The organism is Aeromicrobium sp. YIM 150415, assembly GCF_016918125.1.
Taxonomy (GTDB): Bacteria; Actinomycetota; Actinomycetes; order Propionibacteriales; family Nocardioidaceae; genus Aeromicrobium; species Aeromicrobium piscarium.
On sequence record NZ_JAERWM010000004.1, the window covers coordinates 291919 to 313449 of the forward strand.

Sequence of the window (21531 nt, forward strand, 5' to 3'; positions counted from 1 at the left end):
CTTCCGCCCCTGAGGGGGCGTTGTTCGTTGTGATGTGCGCCTGCCCGACACGCGCTGCGGGTCGGCTGTCTCGGGGCGTCAGCAGACGCACGATCCGGCACATTCTTCGTCGGTCGAGTGACCCACCGGGAGCAGATCGTCGGGGACGACCCGGTCGATGTCGCGTCCGTGGAAGTGCACAGGCCGGCCCTGGACGACCGTCAGCTTCAGTTCACCGTCGCCTGTCGGAACGTCTGAGACCCCCGGTGTCGCAGAGTCCAGGACCACGAAGCTGGCTCGTGACCCCGGCTCCAGGTCGCCGAACACGGCTCGTACGTCAGTCAGACGCCGCAGACTGCCGGCGACCAGATCGACGACCCGTCCCGGCGCGAGCTCCGCAGAACCCCGTCGCAACAACGCGGTCAGCGCACCGACCGACGAGTCGGCCGCGGTATCGACGCTGTCGATCAGCCCATCGGTGAGGGCAGCCCACACGGCGGGCTCCTCGGTCGCGACCAGATCCACCGGCACCCGGACATGGATGGCCGGCACCTGATGCTTGAGCGGTACGACCGCCTCGAGTTCGTCCGGTGTCGTGACCCAGAGGATGACTCGCCGACCAGACTCTGCGGCCGATGCCGCCGCGTCTCCGTGCGCAGCGCGCAGGTCGAGCAGCAGGATGTGCCTGCCGGACGAGGCCGACCGGTGCCAACCGTCGCAGCCGCGGTGATCGATCACCGCGGTCGGGTCGTCGACCTCGATACGCTCCGTCGCCGGATCGACACGCCAGACTCCGGCGGGTGCGGCGTCCGGCGGCAGGTGTGCCGTGCCCGCGGTCATCGCCAGTGGCCCTCGATCGAACCAGGCGGTGGTGACGCCCAATCGGCACAGCTTCTGCGCGTCCTCGGGTCTCGCGTGAAGACACGTCGCCCCCGGCATGACCCAGCCGTCACGCGCATCGATCGTCCTCCACGCCTCGTCGTCACCCGTCCCGACGAAAACACCGTCGACGATCCCCAGACGCGCGCCGCCCGGCCCGCCGGCGCGGGAGTTGATCACGACGGTGTCCAGCGGAGAGGAAGCCACTGGGGTCATCAGCATGTGACCATGTAGGTGGAGCGCCACTCCTTCACTGTGTTGCGCTCCGGGTCGAAACGATGACGGAGGACATCGTCGATGTTGCCGCCATAGACGTGGATCGAGCACGACGGTGTCGTCGCCGGGTTCAAGATCGCGTGGATGTCGTCATCGGGAGGCACCAGGCCGGAGATCGAGCGCGGTTCGTTGACGGCGACCTCGGCCTCGACCAGCTCGGCGTATCCAGGAGTGCTGTGGTCGTCCACCCGCGAGTAGCGCCACTCGTGCTCCTGTCCGCGCGTCACTCCAACCAGTCCCCAGATCGTATGGTCGTGCACCGGCGTCTTGAACCCCGGCGGGAAGACGACCGAAACCACCGTCCAACTGCCGTCGGCGGCCTTCGCCAGCAGGTGGTTCGTGACATCGGAGTCGTACTGAGGGAGCTGATAGTGCTCGTCGAGCCAGACATCGTCGGAGACGAGAGTGGCGAACGGGGACTTCAGCTGCTCCACCAGTTCCGCCTCGGAGAGCCGTCCCTGGTGCATCTGCGGGACCAGGTCATCGAGGGCCTCGACGAATGCGTCAAATGTGGTGGGGTCAGCAGTGGCGTTCATGATGTACTCACTTCCTTCGTTCGTCCTTGTACTTTTCCCCGAGGTTGATCTCCCAGTCGAGGTACTGCTGCATGTCCCGCCGGTCGAACTGCAGGATCGTTCCGCGCTCGCCCATGAGATCGACATCGTCCTTCGCCTCCTGAAGATCTACATCCGCTCCGTCGAGACCCTCGACGAGACGCGAAGGGGCGTCCGGCACACCGTCGAGTCCGCCCTCCAGCCGAAAGACGTTGTCGTATCCGAGCCGGAGCAGCGTCGAGGCCGCCAGCGTTCCGCGCAGATCACGATTGGAGACCACCACGATCGGGCGGGATCTGTCGGCGATCACGTCGCCGACACGACGTTCCAGGTCTCCGCGAGGGACCCACCTGGATCCCGGAACATGGCGCACCGCGAACTCACTGCTTCGACGCACGTCGAGCACCACGAACTGGCCAGTCGCTATATCCGCCCACGTCACCGCGGGAACCCGGCCCCGCGCGGCCGTCACGGCCGGATACGACCGGTGCCTGATCTGCTCGCGTCCCGTCTCGACCGGACGCCCGGCCTCCAGCCAGGCAGACATCCCACCCTCGAGCCAGCTCGCTCGTGGGTAGCCGATCTCGCGTAGTACGTGCGCGGCCAGGCGGGCACGTGTTTCGTCATGGGAGACGCAGACGATTCGGCCGTGACGATCGCCGATGAACTCGTCCGCGATATTCGCGAGCTGGCCGCTGGGGATCGAGATGGATCCCGAGATGTGCCCCGCCTCGTATTCCGGCGTCAGCCGGACGTCGATCGTGTAGGAGGAGCGGCCGTGCGACGGCACCGCACCGAGTTCGGACTGCGCCGTAGCCTCGATGCCCGCCTCATCGGTCAGCGCCCTGGCGAACCGACCCGCTTCCTGCCATCCCCCTCGGTTGTCCGGAGCCTTCGAGGACTCCAGCTCGAGTTCTCGCCCGGACATGAGCCAGGCCATGGTCCCGTTGCGCAGCGCGTGAACATGTTCGACGATCCCCAGACGATCGACGATATGCGCTCCCACCAGGCTCCGTGTGCGCCCGGCACAGTGCACCACGACGCGTGCGGGCAGGCGACCCGCTTCCCTGAGGGCGAACAACGCGGCAGGGATCTCTCCCGCGGCGATGTTGACGGCTGTCGGGAGATGGCCTTCGGCGTACTCGGACGGCGTTCTCGAGTCGATGATCAGACTGCCACCGGCGCGAATCACATCATCGACGGCGTTCGCCTCGAGCTCATCGATCTCCTCGCGGACGGCGAGCCTCTCCCCGAAGTCCTTCCCGATGACATTGGCTCCGTACGTCGTCTCGCCGCCTGCGGCGATCCAGGCGTCGATACCACCGGCGAGCACCGAGACCTCTCGATATCCCAGTCGCGAGGCCGTCTCAGCCGCCCGCAGGCTGCGATAGCCGTCATCGCAGTAGAGAACGATCGGTGTGGACGGCTCGGGAACCACGTCGCCGATGACGAGGTCGAACAACCCTCGTGACACGGTCACGGCACCGGAGATCTGCCGACCGACGTACTCGCCACGCTCGCGGACATCGATGATCACGGGCGGAGCGGAATCCTGCGATGCCGCGATCAGCTCATCCGCGGCGATGAGCGGAACCTCCTTGGCGAGGTCCGATGTTGTCAGTTCAGTGGTCACGCGATCTCCATAGTGGTCGAATCGGTGCAGCCGAGTGCCCCGGCTGCGGTGTGGTGGTCGATAGCCTCGGACGTGCGGTGCAGGATCCGTTCGAGGATCTGTGGCGAGGTGGCGAAGTTCAGCCGGACGTGACCAGCACCGCCGGTGCCGAAGGTCCGCCCGTCGCTGAGGGCCACTCCGGCGGTCTCCAGCAAGAACCGGTGGGGGTCGTCCAGGTCGAGGGCGCGGACGTCCAGCCAGGCGAGGTAGGTGGCTTCGGGGCGTGTCCATCGGACTCCGGGAGTCCGGCGGACCCAGTCGTCGACGGTCGCGCGATTCTCTTCGAGTCTCGACAGCACGGTGGCGAGCCACGGTGAGCCCTCACGCCAGGCCGCCACCGTGGCCACCTGACCGACGGTGCTGACCTCGCCGAGCAGGCGAGCGGGAATGCGCCGGAGAAACCGCCTCTTCAGCTCAGCCGTGCCGAAGTGAAGCACCCCGCACCTGACCCCGGCCAGGTTGAAGGCCTTCGTGGCCGCCGTGAGGGTCACGGTCCTGCTCGCCACCTCCGAGGACAGCGAGGCCATCGGGATGTGGTCGCGCTCGTAGGCGATGTCGGCATGTACTTCGTCGGAGATGATGATCGCGTCGTGGCGAATCGCCGCCTCCGCGACCGTCTCGAGCTCGTGACGAGAGAACATCCGGCCCGTGGGATTGTGCGGATTGCAGACGAAGTACAGGCGACCGGCCTCCACGGCGTCCGGCCACGAGGCTGGGATCGTGTCACACGCCTCGACCATGTGCAGCCGGCGACCCGTCGCACGGACCGCTTCCAGGATCGGCGGATAGGCCGGCGTGGGAACCACCACGTCCGCGTGGTCATCGGACAATGCGAGGAGACAGGCGATGAGTGCCTGCACCAGGTCCGCGGACAACAGGGTGTTGTCCGGGTCGGGTGACCACCCATGGCGTTGGGTCATATAGGTGCTGAAGGCCTCGGCGACACTGTCGCGGCCGCGCAAGAGCGGGTATCCGTGGTTCGACTCCTCGACCATCGCCTGGAGCGCATCCGTCACCGGGTCACAGACCCGAAAGTCCATGTCGGCCACCCATGCGGGCAGGACATCGGCAGGGAACATCGTCCACTTCGCGCTGCCGCGGGCCCGCAGTTCCGCTTCAGTCAACTCGAGCTTCATCTCACTCCTCGGTGTCGGCCGCGGGCGGGTCGATGAACCCGCCCGCGGGCTGGGTCACTCCCTGGCCGCGGCGGACTTCTCGGCGACGTCGAGGAGTTTGAAGGCCATCAGGCCATGTCCCATCGCGCCGCCGGCCCGCAGCGCTGCGGCGGTGAACACTGTCTCCGCGATCTCCTCATCGGTCGCGCCCTCCTTGCGTGCCGCACCGACATGCGACTCGATGCAGTAGGCGCACTGGGTCGTCAAGGCCACCGCCGTCGCCATGAGCTCCTTGTACTTCCGCGGAATCACCCGCTCGGGCGCTCGGAGGATCGCGTCGTCGAAGGCACGGTAGGCGGCGAACACCTCTGGTGCGGCACGCCTGATCTCCGCCACATAGGCGCGGTCGGTCGGCTCGTGGTAGTGGTGCGTGGAGTGGTCCTGCATGAGCTTCCTGCTTTCGTCAGTCATCGAGGGTGAAGTCGTGCGCCAGCTTCTCGACCGCCGGGCGGTCGACCCGCGCGATGGCTTCCCGGGCGTACTCCAGCTGGAATAAGTTCTCCGGGTCGAGGATGTTGCCTTCGACCAGGCCGGCGTCCTCGTGGAACTTGATCAGCTCGTCGACCTCTTCGTCGCTGATGTACCCGTACTCGGGGTAGCGGCTGACAGCGAAGCCGGTGGTCCAGAAACGGTCGACTGCCTGGGCGGTGGTCTCGAGCGTCGAGTCGTAGACATCGTCGGCCGGTTTCTGGTCGGGATTGGCGTCCCAGAAGATCTCGATCGCGGCCTTCGGATTCGTCTCGGTGAATAGCGCGCCGCTGAACTGCGCCGTCAGGAACTTCTCCACCAGATCGGGCTTGTCTTCGAGCGCCTTCTTGCTGACAGTCCAGGTCCCGGTGCCCGGCAGATCGGCGATGGGCGAGGGCAGGATGCGCAGGCCATCGTCGAGCTTCGTGCCGATCAGCCCGGTGGTGCCGTCATGGGCCCCGTAGGCCACGACATCGAGGGACTTCAGCGCCGACGCGCCCTGGTCGGCGGCGCCCACCGGTACCCAGGTGACGTCCGTGTCGGGATCGAGTCCGCTGGCCCGGACGATGGCGCGCGCGTACAGGTAGTCGGCCGTGCCGATTTCGGGGACACCGATCTTGGCTCCCTTCAGATCCTTGATCGATTGATAGGAGGAATCACCCGGAACGGTGATGTTGTAAAGATTCCCCGGCGTGACGCCGGCGACCCGCACGTCCTCGCTCTTGGTGGCAGCGGCGAGCGAACCGCTCATGCCGTTCAGCCCGATGTCGGCCCGGCCCGCGAGGATCAGCTGATTCGATGCGACACCGCCCTGAACGTATTCGACCTTCACGTCGAGCCCCTGCTCCTCCCAGAACAACCGCTGTGGCACGGCGATATACGGGGCCGCGGAGACGGTCGGGACACCGGTGCCGATGACGACCGTCAACTCGTCGGACGATGAGGCCGAGGTGTCCGCGGCCTCCCCGCCACACGCGGCCGCCGTCATCGCGAGGGCGACTGCCCCCAGCACGACGACCGGTCGATGCAGTCGCCGCAGCGATCGGAACGATTTCGGCATGGTCATTTCCCTTCAGGCTGCCGGCCGAGGCCGGTCGATGATGATCCAGAGAAGTCCGTACGGGCGGCGATGCGTCCGATCGCCGCCGTGATATCGCGGTCGACGGCGGTCAAGGCGATCCGCACGTTCTGGAGCCCCGCTGCTCCATAGAGCTCTCCAGGCGCCACGATGATGCCGAGCTGGGCCAGTTCCTGGGCGGCATCCCAGCCATCCCGGCCTGGCAGCGAGGCCCACAGGAAGAGGCCGCCTCGGCAGTCGGCGACGGTCCATCCGGTCGACCGCAGCGCTTGGGTCAACCCATCGCGGCGGGCACGATAACGCTCGGCCTGAACACGTACGTGTTCCTCATCGCCGAGGGCTGCGATCATGGCGTGCTGCATCGCCAGCGGTATGCCCAGACCCATCTGACTCCGGAATCCGAGCATGGGTCCCGTCAGGTGTGGATCGCCCGCGATGAACCCCAGTCGGTAACCGGCCATATTGGACCGCTTCGAACAGGAATTGGTGATCAACAGGTTCGTCGTGTCTCCGCCCGTCACCCGTGGGTCGAGCAGTGAGATCGCCTCCCCCTCCCAGACGAACTCGCTATAGCACTCGTCGCTGAGGATGACGGCATCGTGACGACGCGCCCAGTCGACCAGGCCCCGCAGCTCGTCCACCCCGAGGATCGTGCCGCCGGGGTTCTGTGGCGTGTTGATGACGATCAACTTGACCGAGCCGTCGGTCGGCAGGTCGGCGAGCTGGTTCATGACGAGAAGTTCGGCCCCGACCAGACCGACCCCGATCTTGTAGGCGGGATACGCCAGGGTCTCGACGGCCACCACGTCTCCGGGCCCGAGATCGAGGAAGAGTTCGATCCACGACAACACCTCTCGGGTCCCGATCAACGGGAGAACGGCAGTCGGGTCGATCGAGACATTCCGCATCCGTGCGAGCCAGTCGGTGATCGCCGTGCGCAGTTCCACGGAGCCATCGGGCGTCACATAGCTGGGGGCGTTGGAGCCTCGCGCCATGGCCTCCGCGATGAAGGCCGGGGTGGGGTCGACGGGGTTACCGGCTGAGAGATTGACGGTCGGACCCGGGTAGTCCTTCGCGGCCTCCAGGAGCGGGGCCAGCCCGTCCCAGGAATAGATGGGCAGGCGATCGAGGGCGGTGACCCGTGGTGCCTGATTCGTGGCGTCCATGGAGCAACCATGTGACGTACGTCGCATCTTGGGTAGCCATCATTCTGCTATGCCGACCATTCCCCATCGACATAACGAGGTCGCCTCGTCACCTCATCGTGCTGCGAATGCTGAAGAATCGTGGGCTTTGCCGGTGCGGGCGATGTCGACCAGGGCGCGGTACGCAGCATCCTCCAAGAGCCACGGCTGGAGCCAGACTGCGCTGAGCTCCTGATGCTCGAAGACATCGCACTCGACCTGGATGAGGTTCCCGTCGGCGATCGCCGACTGCGCCGACCGTCGACTCACGACCCCGGGAGCGCTTCCGAACTCGGTGTTCAGCATCACCGCCGCATCCGTGGGCAGTTCGGCGACGGGGCGGGCCGCCGAATGTCCGGCCACTGCCGCGTCAAAGGATGTTCGCGCTCCCGAACCGGGTTCACGCAGCACCAACGGGGTCGAGAAGAGCTCGCTCGCGCCCAGGACATCGGTCCTACGGGCCCACGGGTGGCTGGGGCCGACGATCACCACGAGCGAGTCGCTGCCCACGGTCACGGAGAAGGCCCCCGAGGGATCTCGTGCGAGTCCAGGAAGCCGAGCGATCGCGTCCCGTGGCGCAGGCCGTCGAGAATGCTCGCCGCATTGCCGACTTCCAGATCACACTGCAGGGTGGGTTGCGACTCGCGCACCGCCCGGAGCCATTCCGGCAGGAGATGGATCGCGATCTTCTCCGTGGCCGCCAGCGACAACCGCCGGTTCCGCTTCCTGAGACTCTCCGCGCCGAAGGACAATTGAGCGCCGGCGGTGAGGATGTCGCGGGCCCAGCCCGCGACCCGCTCACCATCGGGCGTGAGTCGTGATCCGGTAGTGGAGCGCTGCAACAGTTGAAGACCCAGCTGCCGCTCGAGCTTCGCGATCGACTTGCTCGCCGTGGGTTGCGGGATCGAGAGCGAGCGCGCCGCCTCGGACAAGCTCGACCGTTCTTGGATCTCCGCAACAAGCTCCAGAACTCGAAGACACGGCCAGTTCGTCACGACGAAGCCTCTCTCTGACGACCCGATTGCTGAACGTAACATACTGTGCTTCAGCTCACATCGTCGTGCAACCGTCCTGACGGCACAGGTTCGCAGCCGAGCGCTCGCACGAAATCCTGGGAAAGAAGCCGAGTCGACCTCACGCTCATCGGTGGGAACTCACACCTCGATCGGGGAGCGACTCCGGCGGTAGCGACCGTGGGCATCGTGACCGCCCGGAGTAGACGCCCTCAGCGCTCGGCCGAACGCAGCACCCGTTCGAGGCTCAACGGTGCGCGACCGGTGACACGTTCGACATCTCCGCTCACCTCGGCGACCTCGCCGCGGGCGATCGCCGTGTAGGTGCTGACCCAGGCGTCGTACTGCCACTGCGGCGCCGGCCAGACCGAGCGCGAGGCGTAGGCCTCCTCGATCGTCTCGTCGTGGAAGCTCACCTCCCGGCCGGTCACCCGCGTGACGGTCGCGGCGATCTCGGCGAGGGTCAGCGCCTCGGGTCCGGTCAGCGTGTAGCTCATGTCCCGGTGGGAGGTGCCGTCGAGGAGCACGCGCGTCCCGACGGCGGCGACATCGTGGCGGGCCACCGCGGCCACCCGGCCCTCGCCGGCCGGTCCACGGATCACGCCGTCGTCTCCGGCGAACAGCGGGATCAGATCGAGATAGAAGCTGTCGCGCAGGAAGGTCCACGCCATGCCGGAGTCCTTGAGATGCCGCTCGGTGGCCCAGTGGTCGCGGGCGAGCGTGAACGTGGCATCGGGGGCCGCCCCCTGGAAGGAGGTGTAGACGACATGCTCGACACCGGCGGCGGCAGCGGCGTCGATGAAGGTGCGGTGCTCCTCCAGACGCTCGGCGCTCTCGGCCGCGGACACCATGAAGACGGTGGAGACCCCGTCGAGCGCGCGACCCACCGCGTCTCGATCGCCATAGGACGCCTCGCGGACATCGCCGCGTTCGAGGCGCGGCGCCCGCGCTGGATCCCGGACGAGCAGACGAGTCGGCTCGCCCGCCTCGCTCAGGGCGTGGGCGACCAGGCCCCCCACCGCCCCTGTCGAGCCGGTGACGGCGATGTGCGCTGCGGACATGGAGGCTCCTCGATGGTGGGTCGTTGTCAGGCTACGCCCGCGACGGGGCCCGGTGGGCGAGTCGAGGTCCGTCGTCACGAGGAGGTGCGCTCTGGCGCGAACAGGTCTACGATCGATGAGAAGCCGGTCCCGCACTCCATCCCCGACATGCGCTGTCGGGATGGCGGCGGGGCCGCACCACTGCGCACGGGATTTCACCTATTGGGGTGAAGCGGGCGAGACCGCCCCTGCAGCATCGTGGAACTCATGTCATCGACGACGGCCCCCGTTTCATCTTCCCTTGATCGGGGTACCACTGCGGTCGTGGGCATCGTGATCGACCCGGAGACGGACTCCTGGCAACTCGGCTCGGTGGTGGCCGAGCTCGCCCACGCCGAGTTCCAGCCGCGGGTGATCGCCCCCGAGAGCGAGGTCGAGGCCATCGGGATCGGCCAGTCCCCCCTCGGCGAGACCACCGCCGAGGAGGTCGATGCGCTGGTGCTCCTCGGCGCGCCCTCCGACGAGCACGGCGATCCCGACCCGCGACTGATCACTCTGCTGCTCGGCGCGTTCTCGCGTCCCTGCGCGATCCTCGCTCTGCGCGAGGTGGCGGACTCTCTCGCCCTCGCCGAGATCGACGAGGCCGCCGCGGGTGTCGGGCTTCTCGACGAGCCCGCGCAGATCGTCCCCCGCCTGGCAGCCATGCTCCCCCAGCGCGCACGGTGGAGCGACCGTCACCTCGGTACACGATGAGCACCCCTTCGACAGCTGCCGAGCCCGTCGTCCTCGACGAGACCCACGCCCGACGCGAGGATGTCGCCGACTGGCTCGCGACAGGCGGCGGACCGCCGACTGATCGTGAGCCCGGCTCGGCCCTCGCCTGGATCGCCGCTCTCACCGATCGGGTGCCCCCGCCCGGCGCCGGCCGGACCATCCTTCGTTGGGAGTTCCTGGCCCAGCTGGGCCGCGCCGATCTCGTCCTCGCCCGGGCCGTCGAACCTCACCTCGACGCGCTCGCGATCCTGTCCGAGGCGGGCATCGCTGCCGAACCCGGCAGCTGGGCGGTGTGGGCCGCCGAGGGCCCCGGCATGCGTCTCGCCGCCGAGCGCGGCGAGCAGTGGACCCTCACCGGCGGCAAGCCGTGGTGCTCGCTCGCGGGCGATGTCGACCACGCCCTCGTCACGGCCTGGGTCGACGACTCCCGCCGTGCGCTCTTCGCTGTCGACCTCGCGTCGACCGGTGTCGAGATCGACTCATCGGCCTGGTCTCCGCTCGGACTCGAACCGATCGTCACGAGCACCGTCCGTTGCGACGGGGTGGCGGTGAAGCCCGTGGGCGATCCGGAGTGGTACCTACGACGGCCGGGGTTCGCGTGGGGCGGGATCGGAGTCGCCGCGATCTGGCTCGGCGCCGCGACCGCCGTCGCCGATCAGGTGCTCGCGGTGATGGCGCACCGTGACGCGGACACGCTGGGCTGGTCGCTCGTCGGTGCCATCGACGCCGCCCTCTGGCCCGCACAGCGGGCGATGGCGAGTGCCGCCGCGACGATCGACGCACACCCGGACGATCCCGAGACCAGTCGGTTGCTCGCCGCCCGAGTGCGGCAGGCCACCGCGACAGCTGCCGAGACGGTCCTGACGACGGCCGGGCATGCGCTGGGCCCGGGGCCCCTCACCACCGACGAGCGGCTCGTGAACCGGGTCCGCGATCTTCAGCTCTACCTCCGCCAGCACCACGCCGAACGCGACGCGGCCGCCCTGGGACGCCTGCTCCGCGATGCGAGAGGCCGATGAGCTCGCCCCCGTTCACCCACGACCAGGCCAGCACGCCGGCGAGGTCCTGGACCCGACGCCTGAACCAGACGGCCATACCGGCGCTGTCCTCCGAGCCGGGCTTCGAGCGGTTCGACCGGCTCGTCGTCGTGGCGGCCCATCCCGACGACGAGACGCTGGGCGCGGGACTGATCACCGCCGACCTCGCACGGCGGGCCTGGGAAGTCGACATCGTCACCCTCACGCGCGGCGAGAACAGCCACCCGCAGTCGTCCACCACGACACCGGAACAACGTGCCGACATGAGGGCGCAGGAAGCGGCATTGGCCGCGCGCATCCTCTCGCCCTCGATCCGGTTGCACCCGGCGGACTTCGGCGATGGCGACCTGACGGGGCAGCATGAGGCTCTCGTCACGACCATCGTCGACATCATCGGCGACGGCCGGCACACCCTGCTGCTCGCGCCCTGGCGTCACGACGGGCACCCCGATCACGAGGCGGCCGGTCGCGCCGCCGCTGCCGCCGCCGTTCGTACCGGCGCGATGCTCGGCGAGTACCCCATCTGGTTCTGGCACTGGGCCGATATCGACGAGCTGCCCTACTCGTCCACACGGCGGTGGAGTGTGAACGGGGCGATCCGCGAGCAGAAGGCCGCCGCCATCGCCGCCCACCGGTCACAAGTGGCCCCGCTGTCCTCCGAGCCCGGGGACGAGGTCCTGCTGAGCGCTGAGTTCCTCGAGCACTTCGGGGGCACGGACGAGCACTTCATCATCGACGCCCCTGTCGACGATGCGCTCGACCGGCTACATGCCGAGGACGACGATCCGTGGAGAGTGGACGAACGCTGGTACGAGCGACGCAAGAGCGATCTCCTGCTCGCCTGCCTGCCCCGTGACCACTACGAGCGGGCATTGGAGGTCGGGTGCTCCAGGGGCTCGCTGAGTGCGCTGCTCAGCCGGCGCGCCGATCGGATGCTCGCCGTCGACGCGAGCGAGCACGCCGTGTCACTGGCGCGGGAGCGGGTCCCCTCCTCCGTGGATGTGGAGCACCTGCGGGTGCCCGACGCGTGGCCCGAGGGCCGGTTCGATCTCATCGTCGTCTCCGAGGTCGGCTACTTCCTGTCGCCTGTCGCGCTCGAGCGGCTGTGGACGGCGATCCGCCGCTCCCTCCCGCCCGGCGGGACGGTCGTCCTGTGCCATTGGCGAGGAGAGGTGCGCGGCTGGCCCCTCGACGGTCCCCAGGTCCATGCGAGTGCGGAGAAGAGCGGCGAGCTGCCCTCGGTGCAGGCCCGCTACCTCGACGACGATGTCGAGATCCTCGTGATGGCACGGGATTGGATCGCTCCCGATGCGTGAGGGTTTCAAGCCGCCCCAGGAGATCGTCGTCGTGGTCCCGGTCCACAACGAGGAGCGCCTGCTGGCGCGCTGCCTGGGATCGGTCCAGGCCGCCGCGAGACACCTGACGAAGCGTGTCGGCGTGACCGCGCGCCTCGTGGTGGTCCTGGACGACTGCACCGACCGATCCGAGGAGATCGCCGCAGCCCATCACGCGGAGACCGTCCACATCAGCCGGAGGAGCGTCGGCGCGGCCCGCGCCGCCGGCGTCGACCACATCGTCCGGACCACAGCCGTCACACGGGTGTGGATCGCCTGCACCGATGCCGACAGCCGAGTCCCCATCGGTTGGCTCCTCGCCCAGTCTCGGCAGGCTGCCGCCGGGGCCGACCTCGTCCTCGGCCGGGCCCGTCTCGATCCGGCCGATGTGAGCATCGCGGTGTATCGGCGATGGGCCCGGCGCTACGCCGAGGGCGGGACGTCACGCCACATCCATGGCGCCAACCTCGGGGTCTCACTGGACGCCTATTGGCGCGTCGGCGGCTTCGCCGACCTGGAGGAACACGAGGATGTGGACCTGGTCGGACGGCTGCGCGAGGTCGGGGCACGGGTGGCGCCGGTGCCCGATGTGCTGACCTCGGGACGCCTTGATGGTCGCACACCCGGCGGCTTCGCCGGCTTCCTGCGACACCTCGGGGTCGCGTCAGAGCCCGGTCGGATCGACCCGCCGCACGGGTTGCGGCCGGAACCCGTGATCGACGCCCCAGAGCACCGCCTGCGTACGGGTGGTCACCCCGATACGCGCGTATAGGCTGCGGATATAGGTCTTGACCGTGTTGATGCCGATGAACGCCCGCTGGGCGATCTGCTCATTGGTCAATCCCTGGCAGATGAGGGCGAGCACCTCCGCCTCCCGCGCGGTGATGCCCTGGTCGTCACCGGGCCAGCGGCCCTGCTCGATGTCACCGGGGTCGCGGATGGACGAGCCGGGGGTCACCAGCTCACCCCGGTGGACTCGCTCGATCGCTTCCACCAGCTCCGCGGCCGATGCCGACTTCGCGACGTAGCCGTGGGCCCCTGCGGCGAGGCTCCACTTCACCAGCTCGGGATCGGTGAACCAGCTGAAGACGACGGCCCGGGCCCGGGATTCCCCGAGAATCCCGTCGATATCCAATTCATTGCCCTGGACCTGGCTGAAGGTGTCGTACAGGACGACGTCGACATCGCTGGTCACGGGCAGCGCGCTCTCCTGCTCGACCACGATGACGCGGTCGGCGAACGGGCGGAGCATCTCGGTGAGTCCGATCACCACGAGCGCGTAGTCATTGGTCACGGCGACCTTCACGGGACTCACACTTCGACTGTAGCCAACGCTCCGTCTCCGCCTGTTGCTCCGGGCTCGGCGCAGCGATCACGGGGAGGCGAGTCGCCCCGGGGCCGACCCGTCTACGGTCGAGGGGTGATCGCGCGAGAGAGCCTGGAACGCCACCAGGTCTGGTGGTACCTGGTCGGCGCGGGAGCCGGACTCGCTGTGGGCTCGGTCGCGCCCGGGGCCGGCGAGCGCGCAGAACCCCTCGTCTGGCCGGTGATCGCGCTCCTGCTGTTCGCCACCTTCACGCAGATCCCGGCGACCGCACTGGTGTCGGCCGTTCGCGACCGACGCTTCCTGGTGACGTCGCTGATCGCCAACTTCGTCGTGATGCCGCCGATCGTGTGGGGTCTCGTCTCGCTGACACCCGATGACCCCGCGCTCCGACTCGGCCTGCTCCTCGTGCTGCTCGCGCCGTGCACCGACTGGTTCATCAGCTTCACACAGCTCGGCGGGGGTGATGCCTCACGCGCGACCGCGTCGTCCCCGGTACTGCTGATCGCGCAGCTCCTGTTGCTGCCGCTCTACCTCGCCGCCTTCACCGGTGGCGACACCACCGCCGTGTTCACCCTGAGCGATCTCTGGCCGGCGCTGCTCGTCATCGGTCTTCCTCTCCTCCTGGCTCTCGCGATCGCCCGGCCGCTCGAGTCGACGTCTCGGGGTCGCAGGGTGCGGGATCGCTGCGGCTGGTGGCCCGTGCCGCTGCTCACGGTGGTGATCACGCTGGTGGCGATGGCACACGCCGAGTCGGCGCTCGGAGCCGTCGGGGTCTTCCCGATCGTGCTGGCCGTCGCCGTGGGCTATCTGATCGTGGCGCTCCTGGTCGCGGTCGTCACCGCTCGCGTCGCCCGGCTCCCGGTGAACGAGGGGCGAACCCTCGTGTTCACACTCGCTACCCGCAATTCCTTCCTCGTGCTGCCGTTCGCCCTGGCATTGCCCGTGGGCTGGGAGACCGCGGCGATCGTCGTCGTCATGCAGTCGATCATCGAGCTGTTCGCGATGATCTTCTACATCTGGTTCGTCCCGGCGAAGGTGCTGCGCAGTTGACCCTCACCCGCCTCCGACCGACTGAAGCAGGACTCCGGCCAGGACGCTGCCCGCGGACGAGCCCAGGTTGTGGCTCGTGTTCACCCAGGTGGTCGCGGCATTCCGGCGATGCTCTCCGCCGGAGGTGTGAGCGGCGAGGTAGGAGACGATCATCACCGGAGCGAAGAACATCCCGGCGAGGGCGAGCACAGCACTGACGGCGATGATGCCCGAGGCGCCGACGAGGGCCGAGGCCGAGGCGAGGAGCGCCAGCACGAGCACCGTGAGCTGTCGCGGGGGCGAACCGGGAATCGGGAGTCCGCCGTAGAGCAGCCCGCCCACGGCGCTGCCGGCCGCGAAAGAACCGAGCGCGATCCCGGCGGCCGCGGAACCTCCTGACCCGGTGAACATGACCGGCACCGCCACACCGATGGTGCCGACGACCCCGCCGGCTACCAGGGCCGGGAACAGAGAGCGAGCGAAACGGCCGTCGAGGAGCAGAGGTCCGTGGTCTCGCGAGTCCGCCGGGTCACACCGAGGTCCCATCGCGCCGATCGCGGGCGTCGCGGCGAAGATCAGGCCGCCGCCCGCGACGAGCGCCGCCGGAGCGAGCAGGGCCGGGCCGGGTGCGATCACCGTCAGCCCGAGCCCCGCGACGGCCGGACCCGCGAGGTAGAGCAGTTCTTCGACGACCGCGTCGAGACTGAGACCTTTGCGCAGCCAAGCCCTGTCCGGTGCGAGCTCGCCCCAGGCGACACGCATCGTCGGGCCGAGCGGCGGTGCGAAGGCACCCGCGACACCGGCGAGGACGATGAGGACAACCCCGCCACCGCCGAGAACGGACACGAGGGCGAGGGCGGTGAGGCTGCCGGCGAAGAGCGACGTCAGCGCGGTGAGCACGGGGCGTGCCCCGAACCGGTCGATCGCCCAGGCGCGGACGGGGGCGAGCAGGCTCGCCGTCGCGCCGTATGCCGCGACGGCAGTGCCGGCGAGGCCCACGGAGTCGGTGGCCTCGGCGACGGCATAGAACAGTGGGAGGAAGACCAGGGCGTAGGCGGCCCGGCCGATGAGCGCGGCACCGAACGTCATCGGGACGCCGGGCCGGGAGAGCACGTCGACATAACGCGCTGTCGAAGCAGACATGGGTGAAGGGCTCCAGGCGAGAGAGCACGCCGAGGGCGTGCTGAGGAGAAGGATCGGCGGCGCGTCCCGGGGACGCGGGTCACCGATCAGTCACGAGCGTGGAGCATGCCCGCACCCTACTAGAACGAGTCCTAGCGGCGCCCTGTCCAGCGACGGCGTCGATCGGGCCGAGGTGACATCACCGGTCACCGGCATCGCCCGGCCACGTGTTCCGGCGCCGGACGCGGGGTTCATTCCTCGCGATCGGCCCGGACCGCCTGAACGAGGATGTCTTTCGCCGGCCGGAGATGGTCGGTCAGCCGGCGCACGACCTCACCGGCATCGGACTTCTCGACGGACCTCGTGCAGTGGGGCACGGACCCCGGCGCGCACGCTCGCCGACGCCGAAGAGCTCTTCTCGCATCCTTCGCCGTGGTCCACCCGGCGCGACGTAACCGAACAGCGCCGGGAGGAACTGACAGCGCTCATCGAGGCTGCGGGAGTCGGACACCTGGATCACGGCACATCCGCGCGAGGCGGCACAGGCCTTCGCCGACGATGCACAGATCCGTGCGACCGATCTGCTGTTCGCCAACCGTCTCTTGCCGCGAGCGGTGACGGGGAGCGATGCCGTCGTGCCGTGGGTAGGAGAAGCTGTCCGGGACGCCGGCGCGGCGACGGTCTGATCCCGACCGGTCGGGGTGGTCTCGGGGCACCCCGACCGGTCCCGGTTTCCTCGCGGTTCAGTCTTCGGCGGGGCCGAAGGTCCAGGTCATGGTGATATCGGGGCCTGGAGCATCGCTGGCGGCGGCGAGCTCGCCGTCGAGGCTCGTGAACAGGACCCGGATCCACTGGAGCGGCTGGTACTCGAGCAACGGATCACCGAGCGGCTCCCACTCCTCGTCGCCCAGTGTCCACAGCTCGGCGGCGGTGGACTGGGGACCGAGGTCCACCCGCGCATCGCTCGCACGGAATCCGGCGAGGAACCAGTCGTCACCGTTCCGGGCGACATCCATCACCTGTCCCGATCCCGAGAAGGGCGTCGGCTCGACGACCTGCTCGACACCGCCGGCATCGACGGTGCGGATGCCGTAGATCGTCTCATCATCGCGGCCACTCTGTGTGAGCATGAGGACGCCGTTCTCCCCATCACGGAGCTCGCTGATGGTCTCCCCCGCGGGGATCTCGCCGATCGCCTGCCACTGCAACCCGTCATCCTCGGCGAACCAGATCGTGTGCCCGTCGTCGCGATCGCCGGTGGTGGTGACGAACCCATCGCCGGTCGAGGCGATCGAGAAGGGGGTCTCGCCCTCGGGCCCTGCCGCTTCCTCCCATTCGCAGGCCGACAGCGCGCAGCGGTGGAGTGTGATGGTGCCCAGCTGGGAGGTGGTGACGAGGGCCGTGTCGGTATCGCCGAGGCGCGCCACGGCGGCGTCGGCGGTCATGATCGCGCTCGGTCCCTCGGCCGGGCTGATCTCATTGCTGCGCAGGCTCACCGGCAGCGTCGCCGCGGCCCCGCCATCGAGTCGCTCACCGGAGGTGAGATCGGACCCCGTCCAGGTCAGCGGGCTCTCGGTCGTCTCCTTGTCGTCCTGATCGACACTCTTGGACTCGAAGGCCACGGCGATCCACGGGGCCCCCTCACCGCCCGGCAACGAGGCGACCGCGGCCGGATCGGCGGTCGCGGGGGCGGCCAGAGCCGTGTCGAGACGGGTACCGCGCACACGTTCGATATTCGGTCGCGGCGAGTCCACCACCAGAGTCTCGTCATCCCAGGACAGTCGCACGGGGGTCGTCCCGTCGCTCCACCATTCGGGGTGGGCATAACCGGGGACCTCGTGCGGACTCACCGATGTCAGCGTCGCGACGAACTCGGGCTCGTCATCGTCACCAGTCCGCTCGACCCACCACCAGATCGACCCCGCCACGAGAACCGCGATGACAGCCACCGCGATCCCCAACAGCCATCGCCGCTTCACCATCCGGACCCCCGTTGCACGCCACTCAAGAGTGTAGGAGAGATCACGACGCTCCAGCGTCATCGCCGAACCGCACGACGCGACGAATCACGTCGACGAGGGCACGAGCCAAGGCGCGATCAGCATCGAGGCGTGGGTCGTAGGACGCGATGCTGAGCGAGCCGAGAGGCAGCCGCGAGATCGTCTCGACGAACAGCCCGAGCAGTTCCTCGAGCTGGAGTCCGCCGGGCTCCGCGTAGTCATTCGCCGGGGCGATCCCGGAATCGAGGACATCGGCGTCGACATGCAGGTGGACGCTGGTGGCGCCCGATGCCATGAGTCCACCGAGGATGTTGTCCCGCTTCCGCTCGTTCGCGACCTCGGCCACCGCGAGACGAGTTATTCCCGAGGCCGTTAAGGCGACCTCCTCCTCGGGGTCGACGGCACGCGCTCCAACCAGCGCCACGTGCGAGTCCGGGATCGGCCGAAGACCGGTCTCCCGGACCAGCCCCTCCCAGGCACGCCCGGTGAGCATCGCGAGGCCCTGACAGTCGAGGGAGCCGAAGCGGTCCGTCTCCGGCGTGTGGAAGTCGGCGTGCGCATCGCACCAGACGAAGGCCGGCGATGCCCCGTTCCGCTGCGCGCCCGCGACAACGCCGAGCGAGGAATTGCAGTCTCCGGACAACAGGATCGGAAGACGACCCTCGGATAGCGCATCGGCGGTCGCATCGGCGATCTCGCGCTGAACGGCGAAACCGCGACTCAACTCGCTGGGCAGGGCATCGCGGGCCTCGATCTCGATACTCCGAGTATCGACACCATCGGCGGCGAGCACCTCCAGCAGACCGGTCGCGAGGATCTGCTGCGGTCCGGCGCCCATTCGCCAATCGCGGCGGCCCGCATCGAAGGAGGACACCAGCACAGTGACCGCGTCGCACCCCATGACGCCCCTTTCCTCGGTTGCGCACCACTGTGCCATCACGGTCCGAGGGAGGCAGGGGAAAGAGGGGATGCGTTTCACGCGAGAGGGAGGTCCGGGGGAGCCGGTGACGGGATCCCTACCCAGCGCGCTCCGCGCGGACGAGGGGCCCAACTCGATTCCCGACACCGGGAAGAGCGCGCTCCGCGCGAGAGCCGGTGACGGGATCCCTACCCAGCGCGCTCCGCGCGGACGAGGGGCCCGACTCGATTCCCGACACCGGGAAGAGCGCGCTCCGCGCGAGAGCCGGTGACGGGATCCCTGCCCAGCGCGCTCCGCGCGGACGAGGGGCCCAACTCGATTCCCGCCACCGGGAAGAGCCGGCTTCGCCGGGAGAGCCGGTGACGGGAATCGAACCCGCGTATCTTGCTTGGGAAGCAAGCGCTCTGCCATTGAGCTACACCGGCAACGTCCCCGACTATAGCGCCCCGCGAGACCCGTCCACGCTACGGTGGCGCCATGCCTCTCGTGTTGCTGGAAGCCGACGGCCCGATCCGCACCATCACCCTCAACGCACCCGACCGGCTCAACGCCCTCGACATGCCGTTGCTCGACGAACTGCGCGACGCGATCGCCGCGGTCGCCGCCGACCCCGACGCCCAAGCCCTCGTCGTCACCGGCGAGGGCAAGGCCTTCTGCTCCGGCGCGAACGTCGACAGCCTGTTCGGCGACACCAGCCGGCCGACCGAGCAGCTACGCGAGCACCTCATGCACGTCTACGGTTCGTTCCTCGGGCTGCGCGGCCTGACCATCCCGACCATCGCCGCCGTCCAGGGCGCCGCCGTCGGCGCGGGACTCAACATCGCCCTGTGCTGTGACGTCATCATCGCGGGGCCGCTCGCCGGCTTCGGCCCCACCTTCTCGAAGATCGGCCTGCATCCCGGAGGAGGCTGCACGTGGATGCTGACGCAGCGCATCGGCTCGGCCAACACCGCCGCCGCGCTCTACGCCGGGGACATCATCGAGGCAGAGAGGGCACTTCGTCTCGGCATCGCCCAGGAGCTCGTCGAGGACCCCAAGGGTCGAGCCCGCGAACTCGCCGAGCGCTACACCTCCCGCAATGCCGACCTCATGGGCGACATCAAGCGGTCGGTCCAGATCGCCGCGACCGGCGACCTCAACGAATCCCTCGACTTCGAGTCCTGGGCTCAGGCCGAGTCGCTCGCGAGCGAGGAGTTCGCCGCCTTCTCCGCCACGTTCCGCCGCTGACTACCCTCTCCACCAGCCCTCGCCGGCTACGGAAGATGTGACTCTGCGGTTGCCAGCGCGACCATGGAGTCACATCCTCCGTCACTCGGTCACGCACGATGTGACTCTGCGGTTGCCATGACCGCCGCCGAGTCACATCGTCCGTCGCTCCAGATCGAGACGGGCGGGGTGCCCGGCCCCGGCGCGGTCAGACCGAGGCGTGAGCATCGGCCACGGCACGGGCCTCCTCGCGCAGCACCTGCACGACGAATCTGACCGAAGGCCTCTCGAGCCGGTCCGGTCGCAGCACGGCCGCGATCTCCCGCTTGGCACGGATACCGACCAACGGCCTCGTGACCAGGCCGTTGCCATGCTCTCGTGTCGTGAAGCGAGGGAGGATCGCGATCCCGTGGCCGGCGGCCACCAGTGCCTCGACGATGCCGTTGTCGACGATCCGCTGCGTGATCCGCAAAGGCTCGCCGGTGACGGCCACGAGCCGGATCAGCACATCGTCATAGGGATGACCGCTCGGCACCCCGATCCACGTCTCCTCCGCGACATCGCGCGGCGACAGGGTCGCCTTCCGCGCCAGCCGGTGGTCCTCCGGGAGGGCGACGTCCAGGGGCTCGCTCATCAGCGACACGACCTGCAGACCCCGCTCGTGCCAGGTCTCACGCATGTCCGGCGAGTCCGCCACGACGATGTCGTAGTCGGGCACCAGCTCGGCGACATCGTGCCACCGCGAGAGATCGGTGTCGTGACACACCAGCCGCACACTCGGCTCCTCGGCCATCCGCCGCAACGCGCCCGGCAGGAGCATCTCCCCACCCGTCGGGAAGGTCGTCAGCCGCACGTCACCGGCCGGACGCGACATGTAGTCGTGCCACTTCGCCTCCGCCCGTTCGATCGCCACGGCGATCTCCGTCGCGGTCCGCGCCAGAGCCTGCCCGGCCGAGGTGAGCGCGACACCGCGCCCCGCCGGCTCCACCAGCTGGAATCCGGCCTCGCGTTCTAGCAGTTTGAGCTGCTGGGAGATGGCCGACGGAGTGACCTTCATCTCATCGGCGACGGCAGCGACCGACCCCCGCTCGGCCAATTCCCGCAGAATCCCAAGGCGGCGTACATCCATATAGAAAAACTACACGTTGCGTGTAGTTCAGTTCGATTGTTCTTGGCAATCGGTGCGGCCATCATGGAGATCGACACCGACTCGAACGAAGGGAGCCCTCATGATCGCCATCACCGCACTGGCAGCCATCACGCTCGCCGTGGGGGTCACCCGCACGGTGCAGCTCGTACGCACGGACGGCTACCGCCGCGTGCCCGCGCGTTGGCAGTGACCACCCGCTGCCGACCAGCGAAGGCCCCAGCTCTCCCCCGAGGAGCTGGGGCCTTCTTCTTTTTGCACGAACCAACCGCCACCCCGGACTTGATCCGGTAAGTTACTCGCGAGATACTTAAGTTA

19 protein-coding genes, 1 tRNA gene and 1 pseudogene are annotated in these 21531 nt (G+C 68.5%); 6 read left to right on the plus strand and 15 right to left on the minus strand.

Going from position 1 to position 21531, the window contains the following annotated elements:
- Positions 1–78: 78 nt before the first annotated feature.
- The 9 genes and pseudogenes from JL108_RS03110 to JL108_RS03155 form a co-directional block, all read right to left on the minus strand.
- Positions 79–1074: a hypothetical protein gene (locus tag JL108_RS03110; RefSeq protein ID WP_205196936.1), complete on the minus strand. Its 996-nt coding sequence runs from the start codon at positions 1072–1074 to the stop codon at positions 79–81.
- A complete protein-coding gene (locus tag JL108_RS03115) occupies positions 1074–1670 on the minus strand; it encodes a hypothetical protein (RefSeq protein WP_205196938.1) in 597 nt (198 codons plus the stop codon). The genes JL108_RS03110 and JL108_RS03115 overlap by 1 nt, the downstream gene beginning before the upstream one ends.
- A gap of 7 nt (positions 1671–1677) precedes the next feature.
- Complete coding sequence (locus tag JL108_RS03120) at positions 1678–3321, minus strand: rhodanese-like domain-containing protein (protein WP_205196940.1); 1644 nt, start codon at positions 3319–3321, stop codon at positions 1678–1680.
- Complete coding sequence (locus JL108_RS03125; protein ID WP_205196942.1) at positions 3318–4496, minus strand: MalY/PatB family protein; 1179 nt, start codon at positions 4494–4496, stop codon at positions 3318–3320. Before JL108_RS03125 ends, JL108_RS03120 begins: the two co-directional genes overlap by 4 nt.
- 54 nt (positions 4497–4550) lie before the next feature.
- Entirely contained in the window at positions 4551–4922 is a 372-nt protein-coding gene (locus tag JL108_RS03130; protein WP_205196944.1) for a carboxymuconolactone decarboxylase family protein, read from the minus strand.
- 16 nt (positions 4923–4938) lie between these two features.
- The gene (locus tag JL108_RS03135) at positions 4939–6063 is read right to left on the minus strand and encodes an ABC transporter substrate-binding protein (protein WP_205196946.1); all 1125 of its coding nucleotides are present in this window, start codon (positions 6061–6063) and stop codon (positions 4939–4941) included.
- A gap of 2 nt (positions 6064–6065) precedes the next feature.
- On the minus strand, positions 6066–7247 hold the full coding sequence (gene dapC / locus JL108_RS03140) for a succinyldiaminopimelate transaminase (protein WP_205196948.1): 1182 nt from the start codon (positions 7245–7247) through the stop codon (positions 6066–6068).
- Positions 7248–7340: 93 nt separating this feature from the next.
- Positions 7341–8302 (minus strand): annotated as a pseudogene (locus JL108_RS20580) (LysR family transcriptional regulator).
- A 188-nt stretch (positions 8303–8490) separates the two neighbouring features.
- On the minus strand, positions 8491–9339 hold the full coding sequence (locus JL108_RS03155) for an SDR family oxidoreductase (protein ID WP_205196951.1): 849 nt from the start codon (positions 9337–9339) through the stop codon (positions 8491–8493).
- A gap of 303 nt (positions 9340–9642) precedes the next feature.
- On the opposite strand from JL108_RS03155, the gene JL108_RS03160 reads away from it, so the two are divergent.
- Genes JL108_RS03160 through JL108_RS03175 form a run of 4 tightly spaced genes read left to right on the plus strand, consistent with a single transcriptional unit; the run spans position 9643 to position 13235 of the window.
- A complete protein-coding gene (locus tag JL108_RS03160; protein WP_205196953.1) occupies positions 9643–10071 on the plus strand; it encodes a hypothetical protein in 429 nt (142 codons plus the stop codon).
- Positions 10068–11111, plus strand: a complete 1044-nt coding sequence (locus JL108_RS03165; RefSeq protein ID WP_205196954.1) for an acyl-CoA dehydrogenase — start codon at positions 10068–10070, stop codon at positions 11109–11111. Before JL108_RS03160 ends, JL108_RS03165 begins: the two co-directional genes overlap by 4 nt.
- Complete coding sequence (locus JL108_RS03170) at positions 11108–12445, plus strand: bifunctional PIG-L family deacetylase/class I SAM-dependent methyltransferase (protein ID WP_205196956.1); 1338 nt, start codon at positions 11108–11110, stop codon at positions 12443–12445. The genes JL108_RS03165 and JL108_RS03170 overlap by 4 nt, the downstream gene beginning before the upstream one ends.
- Entirely contained in the window at positions 12438–13235 is a 798-nt protein-coding gene (locus tag JL108_RS03175) for a glycosyltransferase family 2 protein (RefSeq protein WP_205196958.1), read from the plus strand. The genes JL108_RS03170 and JL108_RS03175 overlap by 8 nt, the downstream gene beginning before the upstream one ends.
- Here the strand turns inward: JL108_RS03175 and JL108_RS03180 are convergent.
- Complete coding sequence (locus JL108_RS03180; RefSeq protein WP_307837170.1) at positions 13128–13778, minus strand: response regulator transcription factor; 651 nt, start codon at positions 13776–13778, stop codon at positions 13128–13130. The genes JL108_RS03175 and JL108_RS03180 overlap by 108 nt on opposite strands.
- Positions 13779–13883: 105 nt before the next feature.
- Here JL108_RS03180 and JL108_RS03185 point away from each other — a divergent pair, with 105 nt between their 5' ends.
- Positions 13884–14840 carry a bile acid:sodium symporter gene (locus JL108_RS03185; RefSeq protein WP_205196960.1) on the plus strand — a complete coding sequence of 319 codons (957 nt, stop codon included), beginning with the start codon at positions 13884–13886 and terminating at the stop codon, positions 14838–14840.
- Between the two features lie 3 nt (positions 14841–14843).
- Here the strand turns inward: JL108_RS03185 and JL108_RS03190 are convergent, their stop codons facing one another.
- From JL108_RS03190 to JL108_RS03205, 4 genes are all read right to left on the minus strand, one after another.
- Complete coding sequence (locus JL108_RS03190) at positions 14844–15962, minus strand: MFS transporter (protein ID WP_205196962.1); 1119 nt, start codon at positions 15960–15962, stop codon at positions 14844–14846.
- Positions 15963–16684: 722 nt separating this feature from the next.
- Positions 16685–17923: a hypothetical protein gene (locus JL108_RS03195; protein ID WP_205196964.1), complete on the minus strand. Its 1239-nt coding sequence runs from the start codon at positions 17921–17923 to the stop codon at positions 16685–16687.
- A gap of 40 nt (positions 17924–17963) precedes the next feature.
- Entirely contained in the window at positions 17964–18815 is an 852-nt protein-coding gene (locus tag JL108_RS03200; protein ID WP_205196966.1) for an arginase family protein, read from the minus strand.
- Positions 18816–19214: 399 nt separating this feature from the next.
- A tRNA-Gly gene (locus JL108_RS03205) sits at positions 19215–19285 on the minus strand.
- A 52-nt stretch (positions 19286–19337) separates the two neighbouring features.
- On the opposite strand from JL108_RS03205, the gene JL108_RS03210 reads away from it, so the two are divergent.
- On the plus strand, positions 19338–20087 hold the full coding sequence (locus JL108_RS03210; protein ID WP_205196967.1) for an enoyl-CoA hydratase: 750 nt from the start codon (positions 19338–19340) through the stop codon (positions 20085–20087).
- A gap of 187 nt (positions 20088–20274) precedes the next feature.
- Here the strand turns inward: JL108_RS03210 and JL108_RS03215 are convergent, their stop codons facing one another.
- Positions 20275–21195 (minus strand): LysR family transcriptional regulator, encoded by a 921-nt coding sequence (locus JL108_RS03215; RefSeq protein WP_205196969.1) that lies wholly within the window; start codon positions 21193–21195, stop codon positions 20275–20277.
- Between the last annotated feature and the right edge of the window lie 336 nt (positions 21196–21531).

What these genes read in the sequence shown, in the direction of transcription:
- JL108_RS03115 (WP_205196938.1), bottom strand. Translation starts at nt 1,670, where the DNA reads ATGAACGCCACTGCTGACCCCACCACATTTGACGCATTCGTCGAGGCC.
- JL108_RS03110 (WP_205196936.1), bottom strand. Translation starts at nt 1,074, where the DNA reads ATGACCCCAGTGGCTTCCTCTCCGCTGGACACCGTCGTGATCAACTCC.
- JL108_RS03135 (WP_205196946.1), bottom strand. Translation starts at nt 6,063, where the DNA reads ATGCCGAAATCGTTCCGATCGCTGCGGCGACTGCATCGACCGGTCGTC.
- JL108_RS03130 (WP_205196944.1), bottom strand. Translation starts at nt 4,922, where the DNA reads ATGCAGGACCACTCCACGCACCACTACCACGAGCCGACCGACCGCGCC.
- JL108_RS03195 (WP_205196964.1), bottom strand. Translation starts at nt 17,923, where the DNA reads ATGGTGAAGCGGCGATGGCTGTTGGGGATCGCGGTGGCTGTCATCGCG.
- dapC (WP_205196948.1), bottom strand. Translation starts at nt 7,247, where the DNA reads ATGGACGCCACGAATCAGGCACCACGGGTCACCGCCCTCGATCGCCTG.
- JL108_RS03175 (WP_205196958.1), top strand. Translation starts at nt 12,438, where the DNA reads ATGCGTGAGGGTTTCAAGCCGCCCCAGGAGATCGTCGTCGTGGTCCCG.
- JL108_RS03125 (WP_205196942.1), bottom strand. Translation starts at nt 4,496, where the DNA reads ATGAAGCTCGAGTTGACTGAAGCGGAACTGCGGGCCCGCGGCAGCGCG.
- JL108_RS03165 (WP_205196954.1), top strand. Translation starts at nt 10,068, where the DNA reads ATGAGCACCCCTTCGACAGCTGCCGAGCCCGTCGTCCTCGACGAGACC.
- JL108_RS03215 (WP_205196969.1), bottom strand. Translation starts at nt 21,195, where the DNA reads ATGGATGTACGCCGCCTTGGGATTCTGCGGGAATTGGCCGAGCGGGGG.
- JL108_RS03190 (WP_205196962.1), bottom strand. Translation starts at nt 15,962, where the DNA reads ATGTCTGCTTCGACAGCGCGTTATGTCGACGTGCTCTCCCGGCCCGGC.
- JL108_RS03210 (WP_205196967.1), top strand. Translation starts at nt 19,338, where the DNA reads ATGCCTCTCGTGTTGCTGGAAGCCGACGGCCCGATCCGCACCATCACC.
- JL108_RS03155 (WP_205196951.1), bottom strand. Translation starts at nt 9,339, where the DNA reads ATGTCCGCAGCGCACATCGCCGTCACCGGCTCGACAGGGGCGGTGGGG.
- JL108_RS03170 (WP_205196956.1), top strand. Translation starts at nt 11,108, where the DNA reads ATGAGCTCGCCCCCGTTCACCCACGACCAGGCCAGCACGCCGGCGAGG.